Consider the following 18695-nt stretch of genomic DNA (forward strand, 5'->3'; position numbering starts at 1 on the left):
GTCGCACCTGGGGGCTCGGGGGCCTCATCCATCGGCGGCTCTGGCCCGAAGGGGGCGGGCTCGTCCCAGGCGGTGGGGGCCGCCTGGCGGCTCGGCGGCGCGACCGGGGCGCCCTGGGCTCCGCCGCGCGGGCCCCGGGGGACGGAGGGCGGCCGGGGCCCCGGACGTCCGGCGGCGTCGGCCCGACCGGCCGGAGCCGCCCGCGCCTCCCGGTCCGTCGCCGCCGGTGACGATGGCGTGGACCTGGAGCTCGAGGCCGAGGGCCTGGTGGATGGCGGCGGCGAGGATGGGGCCGTGCCCGCCGTTGTCGAAGGCGCCGACGAGGCCGGGCGCGGTGAAGAGGAGGGTGAGGGTGCCGCCGTTGATGGGACCGGGCTGGGCGTTGGGGCCGACGAGCGCCCAGGTGGCGCGGCGCGAGCGCTTCGCGGCGTCGAGCACTTCCTCCCAGCGGGCGCGCAGCATCTCAGCGTCGGCGGCGCCGGGCCCGGCTGGCACAGCGGGGGCGGACGGGGCCGCGGGCTGGGCGGAGGGAACCGAGGGAGCGGCGGTGCGGGTGGGCTCGCCCCAGCCGTCCGCGGGCGCCCCGGGCACTGACGGGGCTGCTGGCGCGCTGGTCCCGTGCGCGCTGGCGGCGGGGGCTGAGGGCGCCATGGGGGCGCTCGTCGTCATGGGGGCCGCAGAAGCGGCGGATGCGGGGGCGGAGGGAGCGCCCGCGCCCATTCCGGGGGCAGCCGGGGCATCCCAGTCGACGGTGATCGGGCGGGAGGGCCCTGCCTCGGGCCCGGCCGTGCTCGGTGCGACTGGCGCGCTCGGCGCCGCGGGGGCTGGCGCCGCCGCGCTGCCTTGGGGCCCGGCGGCCACGCGCTGCGCGATCTGGGCGGCCATCTCCCGGCCGGAGGCGGCCTGGGGCGCCTGACCGGCGGCCCCTGCCTGTGACGCGGGGCTCGACTGGCCCGCGGCGCGCTGCTGCCCCGGCTGGCCAGCCATTCCAGCGGCGCCCGGCTGCGCCGTCGGGACCCCTGCGGCCCCGCCGCGCTGGGAGGGGACGAGGAGGCGCGCCATGAGGAGCTCGAGCTGGAGGCGGGGCGAGGTGGCGCCGACCATCTGGCCGAGTGCCTGGGCGGTGAGGTCGGCGGCGCGCGAGAGCCCGGCGGCGCCGACGGTGCGGGCCTGGACCTCCATGCGCGCGAGCTGGTCGGTGGGCAGGGAGCCGAGCGCGGGCCCGGCCTCGGAGCCGGCCAGGGCGAGGACGAGCAGGTCGCGCAGCCTTTGAAGGAGGTCCTCGACGAAGCGGCGGGGATCGTGCCCGGAGGCGACCACGCGGTCCACGACGCGGAAGACCCCAGCGCCGTCGGCCCCGGCGATAGCGTCCACGCAGCTGTCCAGGAGGGTGACGTCCGTGTAGCCGAGGAGGGCCACGGCTCGCTCGTAGTCGACGGCGCCGTCGATGGCCCCGCCGATGAGCTGGTCCATGACGGACAGGGTGTCGCGCACGGAGCCGCCGCCAGCGCGCACGACGAGCGGGTAGACGCCGGGGCCCACGCGCACGCCCTCGGCGCCGCACAGCTGGGCGAGGTAGCCCTCGAGGATGTCCGGGGGGACGAGCCGGAAGGGGTAGTGGTGGGTGCGCGAGCGGATGGTGCCGATGACCTTCTCCGGCTCGGTGGTGGCGAAGATGAACTTCACGTGCGCCGGGGGCTCCTCGACGAGCTTGAGCAGGGCGTTGAAGCCCTGGGGGGTGACCATGTGGGCCTCGTCGAGGATGAAGATCTTGTAGCGGTCCCGGGCGGGGGCGAAGGCGGCGCGCTCACGCAGGTCGCGGGCGTCGTCGACGCCGTTGTGACTGGCGGCGTCGATCTCGACGACGTCGAGGCTGCCAGGGCCGCCAGTGGCCAGGTCGCGGCAGGAGGGGCAGGTCCCGCAGGGGGTGTCGGTGGGGGCCTGCTCGCAGTTGAGGCAGCGGGCGAGGATGCGGGCCGAGGTGGTCTTGCCGCAGCCGCGCGGGCCGGAGAAGAGGTAGGCGTGGGTGACGCGGTCTCCGCGCAGCGCCGCCATGAGGGGGGCGGTCACGTGGTCCTGCCCGATGACGTCCTGGAAGGTGTCCGGGCGGTAGCGGCGGTAGAGCGCGGTGGTCACAGTCCGACTCTAAACGGGACCGCTGACACCGCGCGAGGCGGTGGGCGCTGGCAGAAGGCCTCTCTCGCCTCCCCCAGGGCCTGAAAGAGGCCGGCCCCAGCCCTCACCCTCACCCGGAGCACGGCATCGCGCTCCGGACCCCGGCGCTCCCGGGGCGAGCGCCCCTTCGGCGCCCCTTCCTATGGCACCCCCATCAGCGACGATCTACGGTAGATATGTCCGACAACACATTCGTTCGCCCACCAAAGAAAGGACACGCCATGAACACCGTCGTTCGTACCAAATTCTTTGCCGTCTGACTGTCCGCCATCGCGCTGGCCTCCGGCGCGCTCCTGACCGGCAGCGGTGCGAGTGCCACCACTCAGGCCTCCCCGCAGCCCGCCGGTCAGAGCGCCCAGGCGCCCGCGGCTAAGGCCGCCCTGGGTACCGACACCACTACCGACACCTCCGACGACGGCGGGGTCAGGATGCTCCCCATCCTCCCCATGACCTCCATCATCCCGGGGAGGGACGGTTCGGCCGATACCGCGATCATCGTCTCCCCCTCCGGCAATATCGGCTGCCAGTTCTCCGAGTACTACGCGGGCTGTGGCCTGCTCTCCTACCGCCAGGACGCCCCCTTCGGCTACGACGAGACGGGCGGCACCCCCCTGTGGTGGTTCGACATGTCGGGTGGCGCCAAGCCCGAGCTCATCGGCAGCCACGAGGGCAGTCCCGCCCTGGACGCGTCCATGCGGCGCGCCGGCGACCCCGAGCCCCAGGTGGTGGAGTACACGGAGACCGTCATCTACGGACCCTGGCAGTGCCACTCCGATACCGCCGCGCTGAACTGCTGGAACAACGACACCAACCACGGCGTCGTCATGAGCCGCGAGCAGTACCGCACCTACTGACACGCGTCGTCCGCGTCCTTCGCTCCACCGCGCTGCGGCCCCCATCCAGGTGGGCCGCAGCGCGGCGGTCGCCTCGACTGGAGCGTGGCGCGCCGAGCGGCGCCGTTCGTGCCCAGTGGCACGCCCCTCCCGCTCCAGTGGACGCCGATAGCACCGCTCGGGGCGACGAGCGGCAGTCGGGGTTGATGGCATCACTGGCCGCGCGGCATCGCGCCGGGGGCGACCGCGGGCAATCCTCGGGGCATGTGAGGACCCCCCGTGCACCCGCCAGAGCCCGCTTACCCTTGCTACCTTCCGGTCCTGGGGGATTCGCTGGATGACGCCGCACGAGGGGCCGGGGAACACCATACCCGACGACGCCCCGCCCCGTCGCCTCCGACTGGCAGGCCGTGCCCGCTGCCGACGACCGACGCCGACCACAAGCGGGCCGGAGCCCGCCTCTCCCGACCCGTCGGCCCTCCGACGCTCGCACTGGCATCGATGCCGGCTCCACGAGGCGGGCAGCACCCGTTCTCGCTCGTCCGCCGGGGCGCGTGACCGATCCCACCGGGGCCGGGGCTTGGCCGAGTGGCGCCAGCCCGGAGGGGTCGGATATATTCGCTGTCCGTTGCACGTGGCTGCTGGCCGCGTGGAGCGCCTGGAGGATTCGCCTAGTGGCCTATGGCGCACGCTTGGAAAGCGTGTTGGGTGCAAGCCCTCGGGGGTTCGAATCCCCCATCCTCCGCCCTTGACCCCGGGAGCCCACGGCCCCGGGGTCTTCTCGTTCCTGCAGGCGACGCCGCAGGCGCGGCCGACGGGCAGGCGCTCTCGTGGGGCACCTCCCCCACCGACGGGTGCATCCTCCACCGATAGGTGCGCGGAGCACCGATAGGTGCGGTGAGAACGCACCCGTCGGTGCTCAGCGCACCCGTCAGGGGCGAGCGCACCCGTCGGTGCTGACGGCACCCGGCGATGCGCCAGGGGGCACCCTCATCCCGTCCGCTTCGGCGCCAGCCCCAGCGCACCGGCTTGCACGATCCGACCAGCGCTCCCGCTCCCTCCGCGAAGATTGTCAATTCTGCTGCCGTACCCCAACCCCGGCAGATCCACACAGTCGATAATCGTTGGAATCACGCCGATCGTGTCGACCGCTTCAAGGCGCCATCGCATCGACGGCCGCAGAATTGACACCTCGGGTCACCGATCCGCGATGTAACCCGCCGACCGCGCCCGCCCTGCCGGCCCAGCCGCCCACCGCAACCCCCGCCAATGGAAACGACACGCTCAGGGCCACCCCACGCCGACTTTTCGTTGCAAACGCGTCGGCAGGCTCCGCCGCCCCAACCTCGAATGTGCATTCGGCCTGCGATTGCACATTCGAGCCTCAGCGCCCGCGCACCCCTCCACGCCATTCCAACGATTCGCCCTTCCCGCCCCACCTGAGCGTGCCGAACCGGCGCACTCGGCCCGAGAGCTCTCACAGGGAGCGCACAAGGCCAGCCAATGGGGGCCTTACGCTCGCCGGTCAGGCTTCCTGCCATGACCAGCACGCATCACTCCACCATCACCCCCGGCACCGAGGACGCCACCGCCCCGGACACCACCGCCACCGCCCCCTCAACGGACTCCGCGCCCAAGCACCGCCACAGCCGCCGCCGCTTCCTGCTCGGCGGGGCCGCCATCCTCGGCGTCAGCGCCGCCGGCGGCTCGGCATGGGCACTGGACCGCTTCGTCATCGACCACGTCGAGGTCAAGGACGCCTCCGCCTACGAGGCCGCGAACGCCGTGGTCACCAACGCCGCCCAGGCCACCGCCAGCGCGGACGAGATCACCCTGACCGACACGTCCTACACCTCCCCCACCACCTCCATCACGATCGGCACCACGGCCACCGGCTCCGGCTCGGACACGCTCACCTACTACACGGCGGATATCACCGTCTCCGACGCCACCGCCGTGCGCAGCGCCTTCGCCTCCAACCAGTTCGGCCTCAACATCACCGCCAAGCCCAGCGAGATCGCCTCGTCCAACAGCGCGGTCTTCGCCATCAACGGCGACTACTACGGCTTCCGCGAGACCGGCATCCTCATCCGCAACGGCACGGTCTACCGCGACTCCCCCGCCCGCGAGGGCATCGCCTTCTACGCCGACGGCCACGTGGAGATCTACGACGAGACCACCACCAACGCCCAAGCACTGGCCGACGCCGGGGTGTGGAACACCCTGTCCTTCGGCCCGGCGCTCGTGCGCGACGGCCAGATCGTCTCCGGCATCGACTCCGTCGAGGTGGACACGAACTTCGGCAACCACTCCATCCAGGGCCAGCAGCCCCGCACCGCGCTGGGCTGCATCGGCACGAACCACTACATGTTCGTCGTCGTCGATGGCCGCTCAGAGGGGCACTCGCGCGGCGCCACGATGACCGAGCTCGCGCAGATCATGGCGGGCCTGGGCTGCCAGGCGGCCTACAACCTCGACGGCGGTGGCTCGTCCGCCATGTATTTCAACGGCTCGATCATCAACCAGCCCTCCAACGGCGGCGAGCGGGCCACGTCCGACATCCTCTACATCGCCCAGGGAGCCTGACATGAGCAGCACGCAGACTATCGGCACCACCCGCGCCACCGCCCCAGCCGCGAGCAGCACGACGGGGCGCTACCGCAGCCGCGCCGCCACGCTCACGGCCCCGGGCCTTGCCCCAGGCGCCTCCGCCACCGACAACCGGATCGCCCCCTCGCCGCTCGCGCCGGGCCAGGGCTCGCCCCAGGCCTGCCCCCACGAGCCGCTCGGGGATCCGACGGCGGTCCTCCTGTCCGTCCTCATCCCCGCCTATCACCCCGATGAGCGCCTGGCTGGGCTCACCGCCGATCTGCGCGGGGAGCTGCCGGGATGCGCGGTGCTCGTCGTCGACGACGGCTCCGGGCCCGAGTACGCCCCCGTGTTCGAGGCCGCCCGCCGCCAGGGCGCCGTCGTCATCGGGTACGGCGACAACCGGGGCAAGGGGCACGCGCTGCGCACCGGCCTGGCCCACGCCGCGAGGCAGTGGCCGGGAGCCGACGTCGTCTGCGCCGACGCCGACGGGCAGCACAGGCCCGCCGATATCGCCGCCGTCGCGGCCCGGGTGCGCCAGACGCGGCGCATGACGCTCGGCGTGCGCCGCTTCACCGGATCGGTGCCACTGCGCAGCCGGATCGGCAACACGGCCACCGCCCTGCTGTTCCGCGGCGCGACCGGCTGGGCGCTCGGGGACACCCAGACCGGGCTGCGCGGCTACCCCGCCGGGGCCCTCGACTGGCTGCAGTCGGTGCCCGGGGACCGCTACGAGTACGAGCTCAGCGCCCTGCTGCGCGCCCGCGAGCTCGGGATGGCCGTGGAGGAGGTGGAGATCACCACGGTCTACGAGCCCGGCAACCCATCCAGCCATTTCCGGCCCATCGCGGACTCGGCCCGCATCTACGCCCCGATGCTGCGCTTCATCGGCGCCTCCATGAGCTGCTTCGTCATCGACTGGGTCGGCGTCATGGTGCTCTTCGCGATGACCGGGAGCCTGCTGGTGGCCGCGGTGGGGGCGCGCCTGGCCTCCGGGACGGCGAACTTCTTCATGAACCGGCGGGTCTTCCACGCGGCGCCGGGCACGGTGCGGCGAACGGCCGCCCGCTACATCCTGCTCGCCGTGACGCTGCTCATCGGCAGTTACCTGGCGCTGAGCATCCTCACGGGGATCGGGATCCCGCTGGGCATCGCCAAGATCCTGGGCGACGGCGCTGTGTACGTCGCCTCCTACCTGGCCCAGCGCCGGCTGGTCTTCCGCGAGTCAGTGCCGGGCGAGTGAGGAGCCGGCTGGCTGCTGCGACGCCGGGCGGGACGCACCGAGCCCCGGTCCTGCCGTTCAGGGCGGCAGGGCCGAGGCTCGGCCCGCACCGATGACCAATCAGAGATCGTCAGGGTCGGCCATCGGGTCGGTGCGCGCCTTCAGGGGGCGCGGCTCATGTCACGGCGCGCGATGCCGTTGATTCCTACAGGGACCAGGACCCAGGGAGATCAGGGCTCAGGGACCAGGGACGAGATCCTGGGATAGGAGTCGGGCTGCGCGGTTACTCGAGGAACGAGCGGAGGTGTGCGAATGACTTGACGGATCCCCCATGTGATCCAACTCGCCATCACCTTCCTGTGTTCACCGTCCTTTCGCTTCTCTGTGCTCGTGACATCGTGCGGGGTTCGGGGTGCCCCGCGACGACTCAAAGACTATGCGGCGCCCCGTGGCTCTGCAAGTTCCCTACCAATCGTTACATCCCGAGAGGCAGGCCTTCACAGTCTGGGCCCCCGACCTGGGGTTTCACCCTCTCGCACGGGCCCTTCCGGGCCACGACGACGCTGAAACGTTGCCAGATACGGCATTTCAGACTTCTAAACGAGATCGCTCCTTAAGAGCACCGAGACCGATGTTTCCCAGGCGATACCGCGCCTTGCCATTCCCGAGACACTCCGTTTCCGGCCCGAGATCGGGCGTGTCCCGCCCGAGACCGCTGTAGCCGCGCCGCGACCGCGCGGTGCCCGTGCCGAGACCGACCGGGCCGCCCTGTGCGGGGGCCGAGCCCGGATTCCCGCGTGCGAGACAGGCGGGCGCGCGACGGCGAGCGCCACGGGGTGAGCGCGGGCGCTCAGTCGCCGTCGGAGGAGTCGGGGCCAGCCACGCGCAGACCGCTCCGCCGCGCAGCAGCGGCCAGATGGGCATCGTGGGTGAGCAGCGTGATGGGAGCGCGGTCGCTGTCCAGGATGAGCGCCGTCGCTAGGTGGATCGCATCGAGCGACTTGAGGGAGTCAGTGAGGGCGCAGGCGCGATCGACGACGTCGCGGTTGATATCGACCAGGTGGATCTCGTCAAGGAGCGAGCGGACACTCGTCAGGGGCGCCCCTGTGCGCCGCGCTACCCGCGTCAGCTCGATCTCGAGGAGGACCGAGGAGATAGCCGCCCCTGCGGCGAGGACGTCCGCCATGATCCGCTCGGCCTGAGCACCGCCCTCCTGCCCGAGGAGCTGGAGGGCAACGAACGAGGTATCAACGTAGTGCATCGAGGTCGATCTCCTCGCGGTCCTCGTCGAGGAGCTGGCGCAGAGTCACGCCCTCCGGGAGCTCTCCCGTGGCGACGATCGGATGGTGGGTCCCCCGCCTTGCCGGGCGTACATGACCCTCGCGCAGCAGGCACTCATAGGGCGTTTCATCGGGTTTGATGGGGATGATCTGGGCGATAGGGCGCCCGTGGTCCGTTACGACGACGGGCCGCTGGTTCTCCTCGACACCGCGCACGATGCGGCCCGAGCCCTGGTTGAGCTCGCGCAGACTGACGACGGCGGGCGCTGAAGGGAGGGGAACCGCAGGTCGAGCACTCATGACCGCAGATTACTCCTACATGTTCTACCTCCGACATCCATCTTCCTCCTGGAGCCACTTCACCCCCGGGTCGGGACCTCAACGATCATCTTGCGCACCCCGCGAGGCCGCAGTCGAACCGCCGCGACAGTGGTCGCACCCCCGTCGCCCCACCCTTGACCTCGCATACCTAGAGTTCTTAGGCTTCTGATACCTAGCAACATGAGGTAAGGGGCGCGCATGAAGCTGTCGAAGGACCTGGTCGCCGCCTCCGCCACCATCATGGTGCTGCGCATCCTCACCACCGGGCAGGACTACGGCTACTCGATCCTGCGCCGGATCGCCGCCGCCTCCGGGGAGGAGATCGAGTGGTCCGAGGGCCTGCTCTACCCCCTCCTCCACCGCCTGGAGCGCACCGAGCTCATCACCGCCACCTGGGGCCGGGCGGACAACGGTCGGCGCCGCAAGTACTACGCGATCACCGACGCCGGCCGCCGCGCGCTCGCCGACTCCGAGGCCCAGTGGGCCCTCGTCACCCGCACCCTCGATTCCCTGACGCCCCCGAAGGAGAGCACCCATGACCGCGACCCGCGATGACCTGATCTCCGCCTGGCGCGCGGACATGCTCGCCATGCCGGCTCTCACGGACGACGACGTCGCCGAGCTGGAGGACCACCTCGTCTCCCAGGCCGACGAGCTGCGCCAGGCGGGGCTCAGCGATGAGGAGGCCCTCCTCATCTCCCTGCGCCGCCTGGGGGCGCGCGACGCCGTCGCCCACGCCTACGCGCAGACGCACCCAGGCCGGCAGTGGCTCCAGCTCGCCTTCGGCGCGCCCGCGGGCAGCCCCTCCTCCCCCGACTCCCCCACCGCGCCCGCCGGGCCTACCCCCGCCGCCCCGCAGCGCTCGCTCTGGGGATTCCGGGCGCCACGGCTGGCCGCAGCGCCACCGGGGATCCGGGACCTCAGCCTCGCCCTGCTGCTGGGGGTCCTGGCCGGGCTCGCCCTCAAGCTGCCCTCCCTGCTCATCTCACCCGCCGACGGCGTCGACATCTTCTACTCGCGCAATATCGCCATGCTGGGACTGCCCTTCCTGGCGCTCTACCTGGCGGTGCGCTCGCGAGCCTTCTCCTCGGCGCGCGGGGGCCTGTGCCTGCTGGCGGTGATCGCGGTGGGCAGCACCGCCGTCGTCAATCTCTTCCCGCGCTCCCGGGAGGCCGCCATGGGGGATTCCCTCGTGCTCAGCGCGGTGAGCCTTCCCGTGGCGCTCCTGCTCATCACCGGGATCGCCTACCTCGGCTCACGATGGAGGGAACTGGAGGCCTGGATGGATTGGCTGCGCTTCCTCGGGGAGTCGGTCATCTACTCGGCGATCCTGTGGATGGCGACGGCGGCGGTGGGCGGCGTCATCATGCTGCTCTTCATCACCGTCATGCCAGAGGACCTCGTGCTCACCCTGGCGGATTGGGCGCTGCCGATCGCCGTCGGGCTGGTGGTCATGGTGACGGCGTGGCTGGTGGAGCGCAAGAAGTCGGTGATCGCGAATATGGCACCGGTTCTCACCACGATCCTCACGCCCGCGCTGGTGCTGGCCCTGGCGGTCTTCCTCATCGCCGCGGCGGTGGTGGGCGGGCCGAGCCACCTGGAGCGCCAGGTGCTCATCGTCTACGACCTCGTGCTCATCCTTGTCACGGCGATCGTCGTGTTCACGGTCTCCGCGCGCGACCCGCTCACCCCGGCGCGGCCGCTCGACTGGCTCCAGCTGGCCCTCATCGTGGGAGCCATCGCCGCCGACCTCCTCGTCCTGTGGTCGCTGGTCGAGCGCTTCGCCGCCTACGGCTCCAGCCCGAACAAGACGACGGCGCTGGGCCTCAACCTCATCCTGCTCGCGCTCCTGTCCGGCTCGGCGTGGCACTACTGGGGCGTGCTGCGGCGCGGGCGCACCTCGCTGGCCCTGGAGCGGTGGCAATGCGTGGCCGTGCCGGTGCTGGCCTCCTGGGGGCTCGTCGTCGCGCTCATCCTGCCCCCGGTCTTCAGCTTCCGCTGATCACCGACGGCGAGGAGACGGCCTCGATCGGGTGCCTCACGCGGGCCGGTAGGTGAAGCGGTCCCAGCCCAGGTCCTTGATGCGCTCGGCCATGCGCTCGCACTGGGCGTCCCATCCGGGGGCGACGACGTCGAAGTCCCCGCTCGTCCCCTCGCTGCGGGCCTGCTGGAGGGCGTAGACCCGCGCCCCGGCGTCGTGGACGCGTTGGCCGACCTCGACGGCGTCGTCGGCCGTGACATCGCCCGGCACGACGGTGGTGCGGACCTCGAACTCCGGCCCCCCGGCCGCCCGCGCCGCCACGAGCGCCTCCAGGCATGACCAGGCCTTCTCCCCCGAGCCGGGCCGCCCGACGACGATCTCGTAGTGCTCGGGCAGGGCCTTGATATCCAGACCCACCCAGTCGATGAGCCCGGAGGCGACGAGGTCGGCCAGCCGCCTCGGGTAGGCGCCAGCCGTGTGCAGCCCGACGGAGAAGCCCATCGCCCGCGCCTCGGCCGCGGCATCGGCCAGCGCGTCCTGGCGCAGGGCCTCCCCACCGGTGAAGACGACGCCGTCGAGCAGGCCGCGCCGCCGCTCCAGCAGCTCGCGGACCTCCGCCCAGGCCACCGCCCCCGGGGTGCGGGTGGGGATGAGGGCCTGGTTGTGGCAGTAGAAGCAGTTCCAGGGGCAGCCCTGGCAGAACACCGTGGCGACGAGCCTGTCGGGCCAGTCGACGGTGCTCAAGGGCACGAGCCCCGCGATCTGCAACGAGTCCGCCGGACTGGCGGGCCGTGGCCTCACCTCCCCGGCTTCACGCATCGAGGCCGAGTTCCGCAGCGATCTCATCGAGGCGGCGAGTCTTGATCTCGCCGCGCCGGACGGCCTCCGCCTCCGTCTTCAGCACGTACGCGTACTCCAGGTCGTCGATGTAGGACTCGACAGCCTCACGCACATAGAACGTTGCTGAACGACCAGTCCGGCTTCCGAGGTCATCGAGACGGTGCTTGAGATCCTCAGGCAGCCGTACGCTCAGAACTGCTGTAGACATGTATACATCTTAAGCCCCATCTCCTCGCACCACAAGCGGAATCGCAGGCTCTTGCGGCGCGGGCGTCATGCCCCCTTAGCGCCGAGCGCCGGGGCGCCCGCCGCAAAAGCGACGCGCGTCCCGGCGCATCTTCAACCCCCTCGTGAGCAGAACCAACTGCATCATCGGCCGTAGATCGTGGAACGATGGCCAATATCGATCGCAAGGATCACGCACCGGTCATCCTGGATGTCGATAATCACCCGGCAGTCCCCGACCCGGAGCCGGAACCTGCCCGCGAGAGGTCCCGTCATCGGCTTCAAGAAATCCCGCGGGTCGTCCACCCCCTGGATCTCCCGCAACTTACCGACCAGGCACTGCTGAACGCTCCGGTCGAGCCGACGCAACGCTTTCTCAGCACGAGGAGTCAGTTCGACACCCCACCCTGCCATCTGCCCAACCCCCTCCGGCGCCCTCAGGCCCCTACGCGCTCACGGCGGTGAGGCGGGAGGCGACGGGGCCGTGGCCGGCGGCGGCGCCCTCGGTGAACATCTGGCGCTCGGCGTACTCGCCCTTCTTGCCGATGTTGAAGGAGCGGACGGGCCGGAAGTAGCCCATGACGCGGGTCCACACCTCGCACTCGGTGGGTTCGGCGTCGGGGTGGAGGGCCGCGCACTTCTCGCAGGTCTCGTGCTCGCCGGGCAGGTAGCCGTGGATCGGGCAGATGGAGAAGGTCGGGGTGATGGTGATGTACGGAGTGCGGAAGGCCGTGAGCGAGCGGCGCACGAGCTCCTTGCAGGCGGCGGCCGAGGAGACGCGCTCGTTCATGTACAGGTGCAGGACGGTCCCGCCGGTGTACTTGGTCTGCAGCTCCTCCTGCATCTCCTGGGCGGCGAAGGGGTCGTCGGTGTAGCCCACGGGGAGCTGCGAGGAGTTGGTGTAGTAGGGGTTGGTGGGGGTGCCGGCCTGGAGGATGTCCGGGTAGCGGCGCAGGTCCTCCTTGGCGAAGCGGTAGGTGGTGCCCTCGGCGGGGGTGGCCTCGAGGTTGTACAGGTGGCCGGTGGCCTCCTGGAACTCGACCATCTTGGCGCGGACGTGGTCGAGGATGCGCACGCACATGGCGTGGCCGCGCGGGTCGGTGAGGTCGTACTCGTCGCCGCTGAAGTTGCGGACCATCTCGTTCATGCCGTTGACGCCGATGGTGGAGAAGTGGTTGTCCAGGGTGCCCAGCCAGCGCTGGGTGAAGGGGAAGAGGCCGGTGTCGATGTGGTGCTGGATGACAGTGCGCTTGAGCTCGAGGGTGTCGCGGCCCAGCTCCATGAGGTGGTCGAGGGCAGCGGTGAGGCCGGCCTCGTCGTGGGCGTGGAGATAGCCCAGGCGGGCCATGTTGATGGTGACGACGCCGACGCTCCCCGTCTGCTCGGCCGAGCCGAACAGGCCATTGCCGCGCTTGAGCAGCTCGCGCAGGTCGAGCTGGAGGCGGCAGCACATCGAGCGGATCATGCCGGGGTCGAGCTCGGAGTTGATGAAGTTCTGGAAGTAGGGCAGGCCGTACTTCGCGGTCATGGTGAAGAGGCGCTCGGCGTTCTCGGACTCCCAGTCGAAGTCCTTGGTGATGTTGTAGGTGGGGATGGGGAAGGTGAAGACGCGGCCATCGGCGTCGCCGTCGGTCATGACCTCCATGAAGGCGCGGTTGATCATGGCCATCTCATCGGCGAGGTCCCCGTAGGTGAAGTCGCAGAGCTCGTCGCCGACCAGGGGGTGCTCGGTGGCGAGGTCGGCGGGGCAGGTCCAGTCGAAGGTGAGGTTGGTGAAGGGGGTCTGGGTGCCCCAGCGGGAGGGGACGTTGAGGTTGAAGATGAGCTCCTGCATCCCCTGACGGACCTCCTCGTAGGTCATGGAGTCGAGGCGGACGAAGGGGGCCATGTAGGTGTCGAAGGAGGAGAAGGCCTGAGCGCCGGCCCACTCGTTCTGCAGGGTGCCGAGGAAGTTGACGATCTGCCCGACGGCGGAGGAGAAGTGCTTGGGCGGGTTGCACGCGATCTTGCCGGGGATGCCGTTGAAGCCCTGCTGGAGGAGGGACTTGAGCGACCATCCGGCGCAGTAGCCGGCGAACATGTCGAGGTCGTGGATGTGGAGGTCGCCCTCGCGGTGCGCCTGGCCGGCCTCGCGGGAGTAGATCTGGCTCAGCCAGTAGTTGGCGATGATCTTGCCGGAGGTGTTGAGGATCATGCCACCGAGCGAGTAGCCCTGGTTGGCGTTGGCGTTGACGCGCCAGTCCGAGCGGTCGAGGTACTCGGTGATGGTGGCGACGGCGTCGACGACGGGGCGGTCCCCCCCAGCCACGGCCGAGTCAGCGGCGCCTCGGGCAACGAGCTCGGGACAGGCCGTGGGGGCGAAGCCAACGGCGAGCTCGGCGGGGCGGGCGGACTGGTTCTCGGGCTGTGCGGGCACTGCTCTCTCCCTGTCTGTGCTGTCTACGATCCGGCGCCACCCGCGGTTCCGCGCGACGGTTGCGCGGGGGCGGCGACGCGACCGACCTTACCCCCGAATCACACTCATGCAACACACTATGTGGGCCTGGCATTCCCGGACGACCACAACATCTTGTGGTCCCGCCCGGTTACGAAGCAGTAACTCTCACACCGATAACCATCGACTTTTCGGCAGGATGGCGGCGATGCCGGGGAGCGGGACCGCGCGGCGGCCCGGCCGGGCAGGGACGCACAGATTGAGGTGGCGCGCGCCACACAAACGGGGCGTGGACGGCGTGTCGCCCGCCTCCCGCCAGACCGCCGAGCATGGAAGTGGCCAGGTTTGAGGATTCCTTTTTCCGACGTCCTGTCACGTCACCTATCGCCGCAGGTCAGAGACTTGCAACGAACTGGCGTCGGGCAGAAAGCGCCCGCTCGCGCCCGAGCAATCCTCAAACCTGGCCACTTCTCACCATCGCCAGAGCGGCGGCCGCGGCCTCGTAGCCCTTGTCCTCCACGGAGCCGGGCAGGCCTGCGCGGTCGAGCGCCTGCTTCTCGTCGTCGCAGGTGAGCAGGCCGAAGCCCACGGGGACACCGGTGTCGAGCATGACGCGCATGAGGCCGGCCGTGGCGCCGTCGCAGACGTAGTCGAAGTGCGGGGTGCCGCCGCGGATGACGACGCCGAGGGCGACGACGGCGTCATGGTCCGCCGCTGCCCTCTGGGCGCCCAGCGGCAGCTCGAAGCTGCCGGGGACGCGGATGAGGTCGGGCGAGAGGCCGGCCTCGGCGGCCAGGCGGGTGGCGCCGTCGATGAGCCCGTTCATGACGGCGTCGTGCCACTGGGCGGCGACGATGGCCAGGCGCAGGGGTCGGCCGTCGGGCGCGAGGCCGTCGGCGGGGGTGATGGCTGTGGTCGGGGATCCGGCTCCGGACATGGTTCCTCCTTCAGGACAGGTGGGTGAGGGCGTGGTTCATACGGTCGCGCTTGGTGCGCAGGTAGGCGAGGTTCTGGGGGCGGGCGGGGATCTCCAGGGGCTCGGCGCCCACGACGTCGATCCCGGCGCGGCGCATCGCCTCGACCTTGAGGGGGTTATTGGTGAGCAGGCGGACGCGGCGCAGCCCGAGCTCGGCGAGGATGTCGGCTGCGTCGCGCCACTCGCGGGCCTCGCCGGGCAGGCCGAGGAGCTCGTTGGCCTCCACCGTGTCCGCGCCCTGGGACTGGAGGTGGTAGGCGCGCAGCTTGTTGACCAGGCCGATGCCGCGCCCCTCGTGGCCGCGCAGGTAGATGACGGCGCCGCCCTCGGCCTGGACGCGGGCCATGGCGGCGTCGAGCTGCTGGCCGCAGTCGCAGCGGTGGGAGCCGAAGACGTCGCCGGTGAGGCACTCGGAGTGGAGGCGCACGAGCGGCACGGGGGCGGGGCGGGTGCCGGGGGCCGACAGGCTCAGGTGCTCGGTGGGACCCGCCTGGCCGACGCCGTCGGCCGGGCCCACACCACTGGCCGGGCCGCCCGCGCGGGCGCGGCTCCAGGCGATGGCCTCGAAGACGCCCCGGTCAGTGGGCAGCTCGACGGGCTCGCTGCGCTGGAAGGAGGCGAGGGAGCGCAGGCAGGCGGCGAGGCGGTCGATGGCGAGGTGGGCCAGGCCGTGCTCGGCGCAGAAGGCGCGCAGGGAGTCGGCGCGCATAAGGGCACCGGCGTCGTCGACGATCTCGCCGATGGCGGCCACGGGGGCCAGCCCGGCCAGGCGGCACAGGTCCACGGCGGCCTCGGTGTGGCCGGGGCGCTCCAGCACTCCGCCCTCACGGGCGATGAGGGGCAGGACGTGGCCGGGGCGGCGCAGGCTCGTCGCGGTGGTGTCCGGGCTGGCCAGGAGGCGGATGGTACGGGCGCGGTCGGCGGCGCTGATGCCGGTGGTCACGCCGGTGGCGGCGTCGCAGCTGACCGTGTAGGCGGTGCCGCGGGGGTCCTGGTTGTCGGGAACCATGAGGTCGAGGCCGAGGCGCCGCGCGCGCCGGCGGGTCATTGGGGCGCAGATGTAGCCGGAGGTGTGGCGCACGAGGAACCCGAGGGTCTCGCTGGTCAGCAGGCTCCCGGCGGCGATGAGGTCGCCCTCGTTCTCGCGGTCGGCGTCGTCGGTGACGACGATGGGGCGGCCGGCGGCGAGCCGCTCGACGGCGCGGGCGACGTCGTCGAACTCCGCGGGGATGGCCGGGAACGCTGGGAGCACTGGCAATGCAAGGGCGCTCATGCGGGCTCCCCCTCCGGGGTGGCGGAGGCGGCGGAGACGTCGAGGAGCCGGGCGACGTACTTGGCCAGGACGTCGGTCTCGAGGTTGACGCGGGTGCCCACGCCGGCCTCGCCGAGGGTGGTGGTGGCGAGCGTGGCGGGGATGAGGCCGACCTCGAACCAGGGGTCCCGCTCGCCGGCGGGGCTGGTGGCGGTGACGGTGAGGGAGACGCCGTCGACGGCGATGGAGCCCTTGGCGGCGACCTGCCCGGCCAGCGGCGCGGGGAGCGAGACGCGCATGAGCGTCCACCCGCCCTGGTCGGTGACAGCCAGGACGGTGCCGGTGGCGTCGACGTGGCCCTGGACGATGTGGCCGTCGAGGCGGCCACCCGCGGGGACGCAGCGCTCCAGGTTGACGCGGCTGCCGACGGCGAGCGCCCCGAGGCTGGTGCGCTGGAGGGTCTCGCCCATGAGGTCGGCGGCGAAGGCGCCGGGGGTGTCGGGGACGGCGGGGTCGGCCTCGGCGGGAGTCGCGCCGTCCGCGGGGGCGAGCGGGGTGGCGGTCAGGCACACCCCGTTGATGGCGAGGGAGCCGCCGTCGGGGAGGTCGGCGATGAGGTCGCCCGCGTCGATGACGAGGCGGGTGACGCCGGGGCGGTCGGTGGGCGCGATGCTGAGCACGGTGCCGGCTCTCGCGACGATGCCTGTGAACATGGTGGTCCTTCCTGGTGGGGTCACTGGTGGCGTGGGGAGGCGGTGTAGCGGGCGACGATGTCCTCGCCGAGGAGGGCGGGCGGGCCGTCGGGGTGGAAGCGGTGGGCGTCGGCCAGGGTGGCGATGCCGAGGTCGCCGACGGCGCCGCGGCCGGCCCCGAGGAGGAGGGGCGCGATGTGGGCGACGAGCTCGTCAACGAGGTCGGCGGCGAGGAAGGCGGTGAGCACGGTGGCGCCGCCCTCGATGAGGACGTGCCCGATGCCGCGCTCGGCGAGGATGGCGAGGGCCTCGTGGGGGTCATGGGTGGGCAGGTGGAGCCAGTTGTCGTCGGCGCGCAGGGCGGCGGTGGCGGGGATGGGGGTGAGGCCCATGACGCAGCGCAGGGGCTGGCGGGCGGCGTCGTCGGTGCGGGCGGTGAGGCGGGGGTTGTCGGCGGCGAGGGTGCCTGAGCCGACGAGGATGGCGTCCACCCGGGAGCGCAGGTCGTGGCCGGAGGCGCGGGCGGCGGGGCCGGTGATCCATTGGCTACTTCCGTCGGCGGCGGCGATGCGGCCGTCGAGGGTCATGGCGGTCTTGGCGGTGATGAAGGGGCGGTGGGCCTGGGCGCACTCGAGCCAGCGGGCGTTGAGGGCGACGGCCTCGTCGGCGAGGAGCCCGCTGCGGACGTCGACGCCGGCGGCGCGCAGGGTGGCGGCCCCGCCCGCGGCGGTGGGGTTGGGGTCGTCGATGGCGTGGATGACGCGGGGGATGCCGGCGTCGATGATGGTCTGGGCGCAGGGCGGGGTGCGGCCGGTGTGGCTGCAGGGCTCGAGGGTGACGAGGAGGTCGGCGCGGGTGAGGTCGGCTCCGGCGCGGCGGGCGGCGGCGATGGCGTCGGCCTCGGCGTGGGGCGTGCCGGCGCCGCGGTGGTGGCCGACGGCGATGATCTCGCCGTCGATGAGGATGGCGGCGCCGACGAGGGGGTTTGCTCCCCGGGGGCCGCGGCGGGCGGCGTCGAGGGCCTGTGCCATGGCGGCGCGCTCAGCGGGGGCCCACGCGGGGCTGCTTGGCACGGCGGCGCCCTGGCTGGCGGCGCGGTTCTCGCTGCCCATCTCTTGCTCCTCTTGCCGGCTATGGGCCCGAGGGGAGGGGAGCGCGCGCTACGCGTGCGGCGCTGGGACGGCGGCCCCGGATGGAGGCTCGACGGCCAGCGCGCGCATGTTCCCTCCCATCCAGACTTTGACTGTCGGCTCTGGAGTTCCACCAGATCAACCGGTTGCCGAGCGGGCTCGGCCACCGGGTCGCGGGCTGTAACCGCCGGTACGGAATCTCACCGTCCCCGGGACATGACGCGAGCAGTCTGCCACAGGAGGTGGACTCGCACCAGGGGTTTTGAGAAGGGTGGAGGGGGTGGCGTGGACGAGCACGGCAGGTTCCGCCACCAAGGTGGCCAGCTTTGAGGATTGCTCGCGCCTCCGGCGCCCTCTCTGCCCGCGCCAGCGACAGCCCCACACCTCTGACCAGGGCGAATCCACGAGACGACATCGCGTCAGCAAAAGGAATCCTCAAACCTGGCCATCCTGGCGCGCAAGACCCATCAGCCCCAGGCGTCTGACTCCCAGTCGGCGAACTCAGCGAGGTAGGGCTCGTCCGGCGGGTTCGCCGCGATCGATGCCTTGAGTCCCAGCATCATGCGCTCCAAGGCGGGGATCGCTTGGGCGGAGTGCTCGGACGGCCGAACCGAGTCGGAAGGGGACGGGAGCATGGGCCAAGGATGCCGCATCCAAGCTCGCACGGAGCGTCGAGATCGTCACTTTGGTGCCGAGATCGGTGGGTAAGGGTACGAAGTCGGCACCGAAGGGACGATCTCGGCGA

At 71.6% G+C, this 18695-nt stretch carries 17 protein-coding genes, 1 tRNA gene, 1 other RNA gene and 1 riboswitch; of the genes, 6 read left to right on the top strand and 13 right to left on the bottom strand.

Going from position 1 to position 18695, the window contains the following annotated elements; genetic code table 11:
* Positions 1 to 24 precede the first annotated feature (24 nt).
* The gene (locus A1QA_RS13415) at positions 25 to 2136 is read right to left on the bottom strand and encodes a DNA polymerase III subunit gamma and tau (RefSeq protein ID WP_051000515.1); all 2112 of its coding nucleotides are present in this window, start codon (positions 2134 to 2136) and stop codon (positions 25 to 27) included.
* 485 nt (positions 2137 to 2621) lie between these two features.
* Here A1QA_RS13415 and A1QA_RS0104275 point away from each other — a divergent pair, with 485 nt between their 5' ends.
* On the top strand, positions 2622 to 3029 hold the full coding sequence (locus A1QA_RS0104275; RefSeq protein WP_017177692.1) for a hypothetical protein: 408 nt from the start codon (positions 2622 to 2624) through the stop codon (positions 3027 to 3029).
* Positions 3030 to 3273: 244 nt separating this feature from the next.
* Here A1QA_RS0104275 and ffs read toward each other — a convergent pair.
* An RNA gene (gene ffs, locus A1QA_RS15275) (signal recognition particle sRNA small type) lies at positions 3274 to 3368 on the bottom strand.
* Between the two features lie 300 nt (positions 3369 to 3668).
* On the opposite strand from ffs, the gene A1QA_RS0104280 reads away from it, so the two are divergent.
* The 3 genes from A1QA_RS0104280 to A1QA_RS13420 all read left to right on the top strand — a co-directional run bounded on the left by A1QA_RS0104280 (position 3669) and on the right by A1QA_RS13420 (position 6840).
* Positions 3669 to 3753: transfer RNA gene (locus A1QA_RS0104280), tRNA-Ser, on the top strand.
* Positions 3754 to 4547: 794 nt separating this feature from the next.
* Positions 4548 to 5594, top strand: coding sequence for a phosphodiester glycosidase family protein (locus A1QA_RS0104285; protein WP_017177693.1), 1047 nt, complete (start codon positions 4548 to 4550; stop codon positions 5592 to 5594).
* Between the two features lies 1 nt (position 5595).
* Positions 5596 to 6840 (top strand): bifunctional glycosyltransferase family 2/GtrA family protein, encoded by a 1245-nt coding sequence (locus tag A1QA_RS13420; RefSeq protein ID WP_017177694.1) that lies wholly within the window; start codon positions 5596 to 5598, stop codon positions 6838 to 6840.
* 829 nt (positions 6841 to 7669) lie between these two features.
* Here the strand turns inward: A1QA_RS13420 and A1QA_RS13425 are convergent.
* Both A1QA_RS13425 and A1QA_RS15280 read right to left on the bottom strand, forming a co-directional pair.
* Positions 7670 to 8080, bottom strand: coding sequence for a PIN domain-containing protein (locus A1QA_RS13425; protein WP_017177695.1), 411 nt, complete (start codon positions 8078 to 8080; stop codon positions 7670 to 7672).
* Positions 8067 to 8399 (bottom strand): type II toxin-antitoxin system Phd/YefM family antitoxin, encoded by a 333-nt coding sequence (locus A1QA_RS15280; protein WP_082181119.1) that lies wholly within the window; start codon positions 8397 to 8399, stop codon positions 8067 to 8069. The genes A1QA_RS13425 and A1QA_RS15280 overlap by 14 nt, the downstream gene beginning before the upstream one ends.
* 219 nt (positions 8400 to 8618) lie before the next feature.
* On the opposite strand from A1QA_RS15280, the gene A1QA_RS0104305 reads away from it, so the two are divergent.
* Positions 8619 to 8975, top strand: coding sequence for a PadR family transcriptional regulator (locus A1QA_RS0104305; protein WP_017177697.1), 357 nt, complete (start codon positions 8619 to 8621; stop codon positions 8973 to 8975).
* Complete coding sequence (locus A1QA_RS0104310; protein ID WP_017177698.1) at positions 8956 to 10422, top strand: permease prefix domain 1-containing protein; 1467 nt, start codon at positions 8956 to 8958, stop codon at positions 10420 to 10422. Before A1QA_RS0104305 ends, A1QA_RS0104310 begins: the two co-directional genes overlap by 20 nt.
* A 36-nt stretch (positions 10423 to 10458) precedes the next feature.
* Here the strand turns inward: A1QA_RS0104310 and A1QA_RS0104315 are convergent, their stop codons facing one another.
* The 9 genes from A1QA_RS0104315 to A1QA_RS15740 all read right to left on the bottom strand — a co-directional run bounded on the left by A1QA_RS0104315 (position 10459) and on the right by A1QA_RS15740 (position 18585).
* Positions 10459 to 11220, bottom strand: coding sequence for an anaerobic ribonucleoside-triphosphate reductase activating protein (locus A1QA_RS0104315; protein ID WP_026048679.1), 762 nt, complete (start codon positions 11218 to 11220; stop codon positions 10459 to 10461).
* Entirely contained in the window at positions 11213 to 11449 is a 237-nt protein-coding gene (relB, locus tag A1QA_RS0104320) for a type II toxin-antitoxin system RelB family antitoxin (RefSeq protein WP_026048680.1), read from the bottom strand. The genes A1QA_RS0104315 and relB overlap by 8 nt, the downstream gene beginning before the upstream one ends.
* Positions 11450 to 11610: 161 nt before the next feature.
* Positions 11611 to 11880 (bottom strand): type II toxin-antitoxin system RelE family toxin, encoded by a 270-nt coding sequence (locus A1QA_RS0104325; protein ID WP_026048681.1) that lies wholly within the window; start codon positions 11878 to 11880, stop codon positions 11611 to 11613.
* 31 nt (positions 11881 to 11911) lie between these two features.
* Entirely contained in the window at positions 11912 to 13774 is a 1863-nt protein-coding gene (locus tag A1QA_RS0104330) for a ribonucleoside triphosphate reductase (protein WP_154652290.1), read from the bottom strand.
* Positions 13775 to 14354: 580 nt separating this feature from the next.
* Entirely contained in the window at positions 14355 to 14837 is a 483-nt protein-coding gene (ribH, locus tag A1QA_RS0104335; RefSeq protein ID WP_017177703.1) for a 6,7-dimethyl-8-ribityllumazine synthase, read from the bottom strand.
* A gap of 10 nt (positions 14838 to 14847) precedes the next feature.
* The gene (gene ribB, locus A1QA_RS0104340) at positions 14848 to 16149 is read right to left on the bottom strand and encodes a 3,4-dihydroxy-2-butanone-4-phosphate synthase (protein WP_154652228.1); all 1302 of its coding nucleotides are present in this window, start codon (positions 16147 to 16149) and stop codon (positions 14848 to 14850) included.
* Positions 16146 to 16841 carry a riboflavin synthase gene (locus tag A1QA_RS0104345; protein ID WP_017177705.1) on the bottom strand — a complete coding sequence of 232 codons (696 nt, stop codon included), beginning with the start codon at positions 16839 to 16841 and terminating at the stop codon, positions 16146 to 16148. Before A1QA_RS0104345 ends, ribB begins: the two co-directional genes overlap by 4 nt.
* 20 nt (positions 16842 to 16861) lie before the next feature.
* Positions 16862 to 17932: a bifunctional diaminohydroxyphosphoribosylaminopyrimidine deaminase/5-amino-6-(5-phosphoribosylamino)uracil reductase RibD gene (gene ribD, locus A1QA_RS0104350; protein ID WP_017177706.1), complete on the bottom strand. Its 1071-nt coding sequence runs from the start codon at positions 17930 to 17932 to the stop codon at positions 16862 to 16864.
* Between the two features lie 104 nt (positions 17933 to 18036).
* A riboswitch (FMN riboswitch) is annotated at positions 18037 to 18170 on the bottom strand.
* A 247-nt stretch (positions 18171 to 18417) separates the two neighbouring features.
* On the bottom strand, positions 18418 to 18585 hold the full coding sequence (locus tag A1QA_RS15740; protein ID WP_154652229.1) for a hypothetical protein: 168 nt from the start codon (positions 18583 to 18585) through the stop codon (positions 18418 to 18420).
* Positions 18586 to 18695: the final 110 nt, after the last annotated feature.

Source organism: Actinomyces timonensis DSM 23838, from assembly GCF_000295095.1.
Classification (GTDB): domain Bacteria; phylum Actinomycetota; class Actinomycetes; order Actinomycetales; family Actinomycetaceae; genus Actinomyces; species Actinomyces timonensis.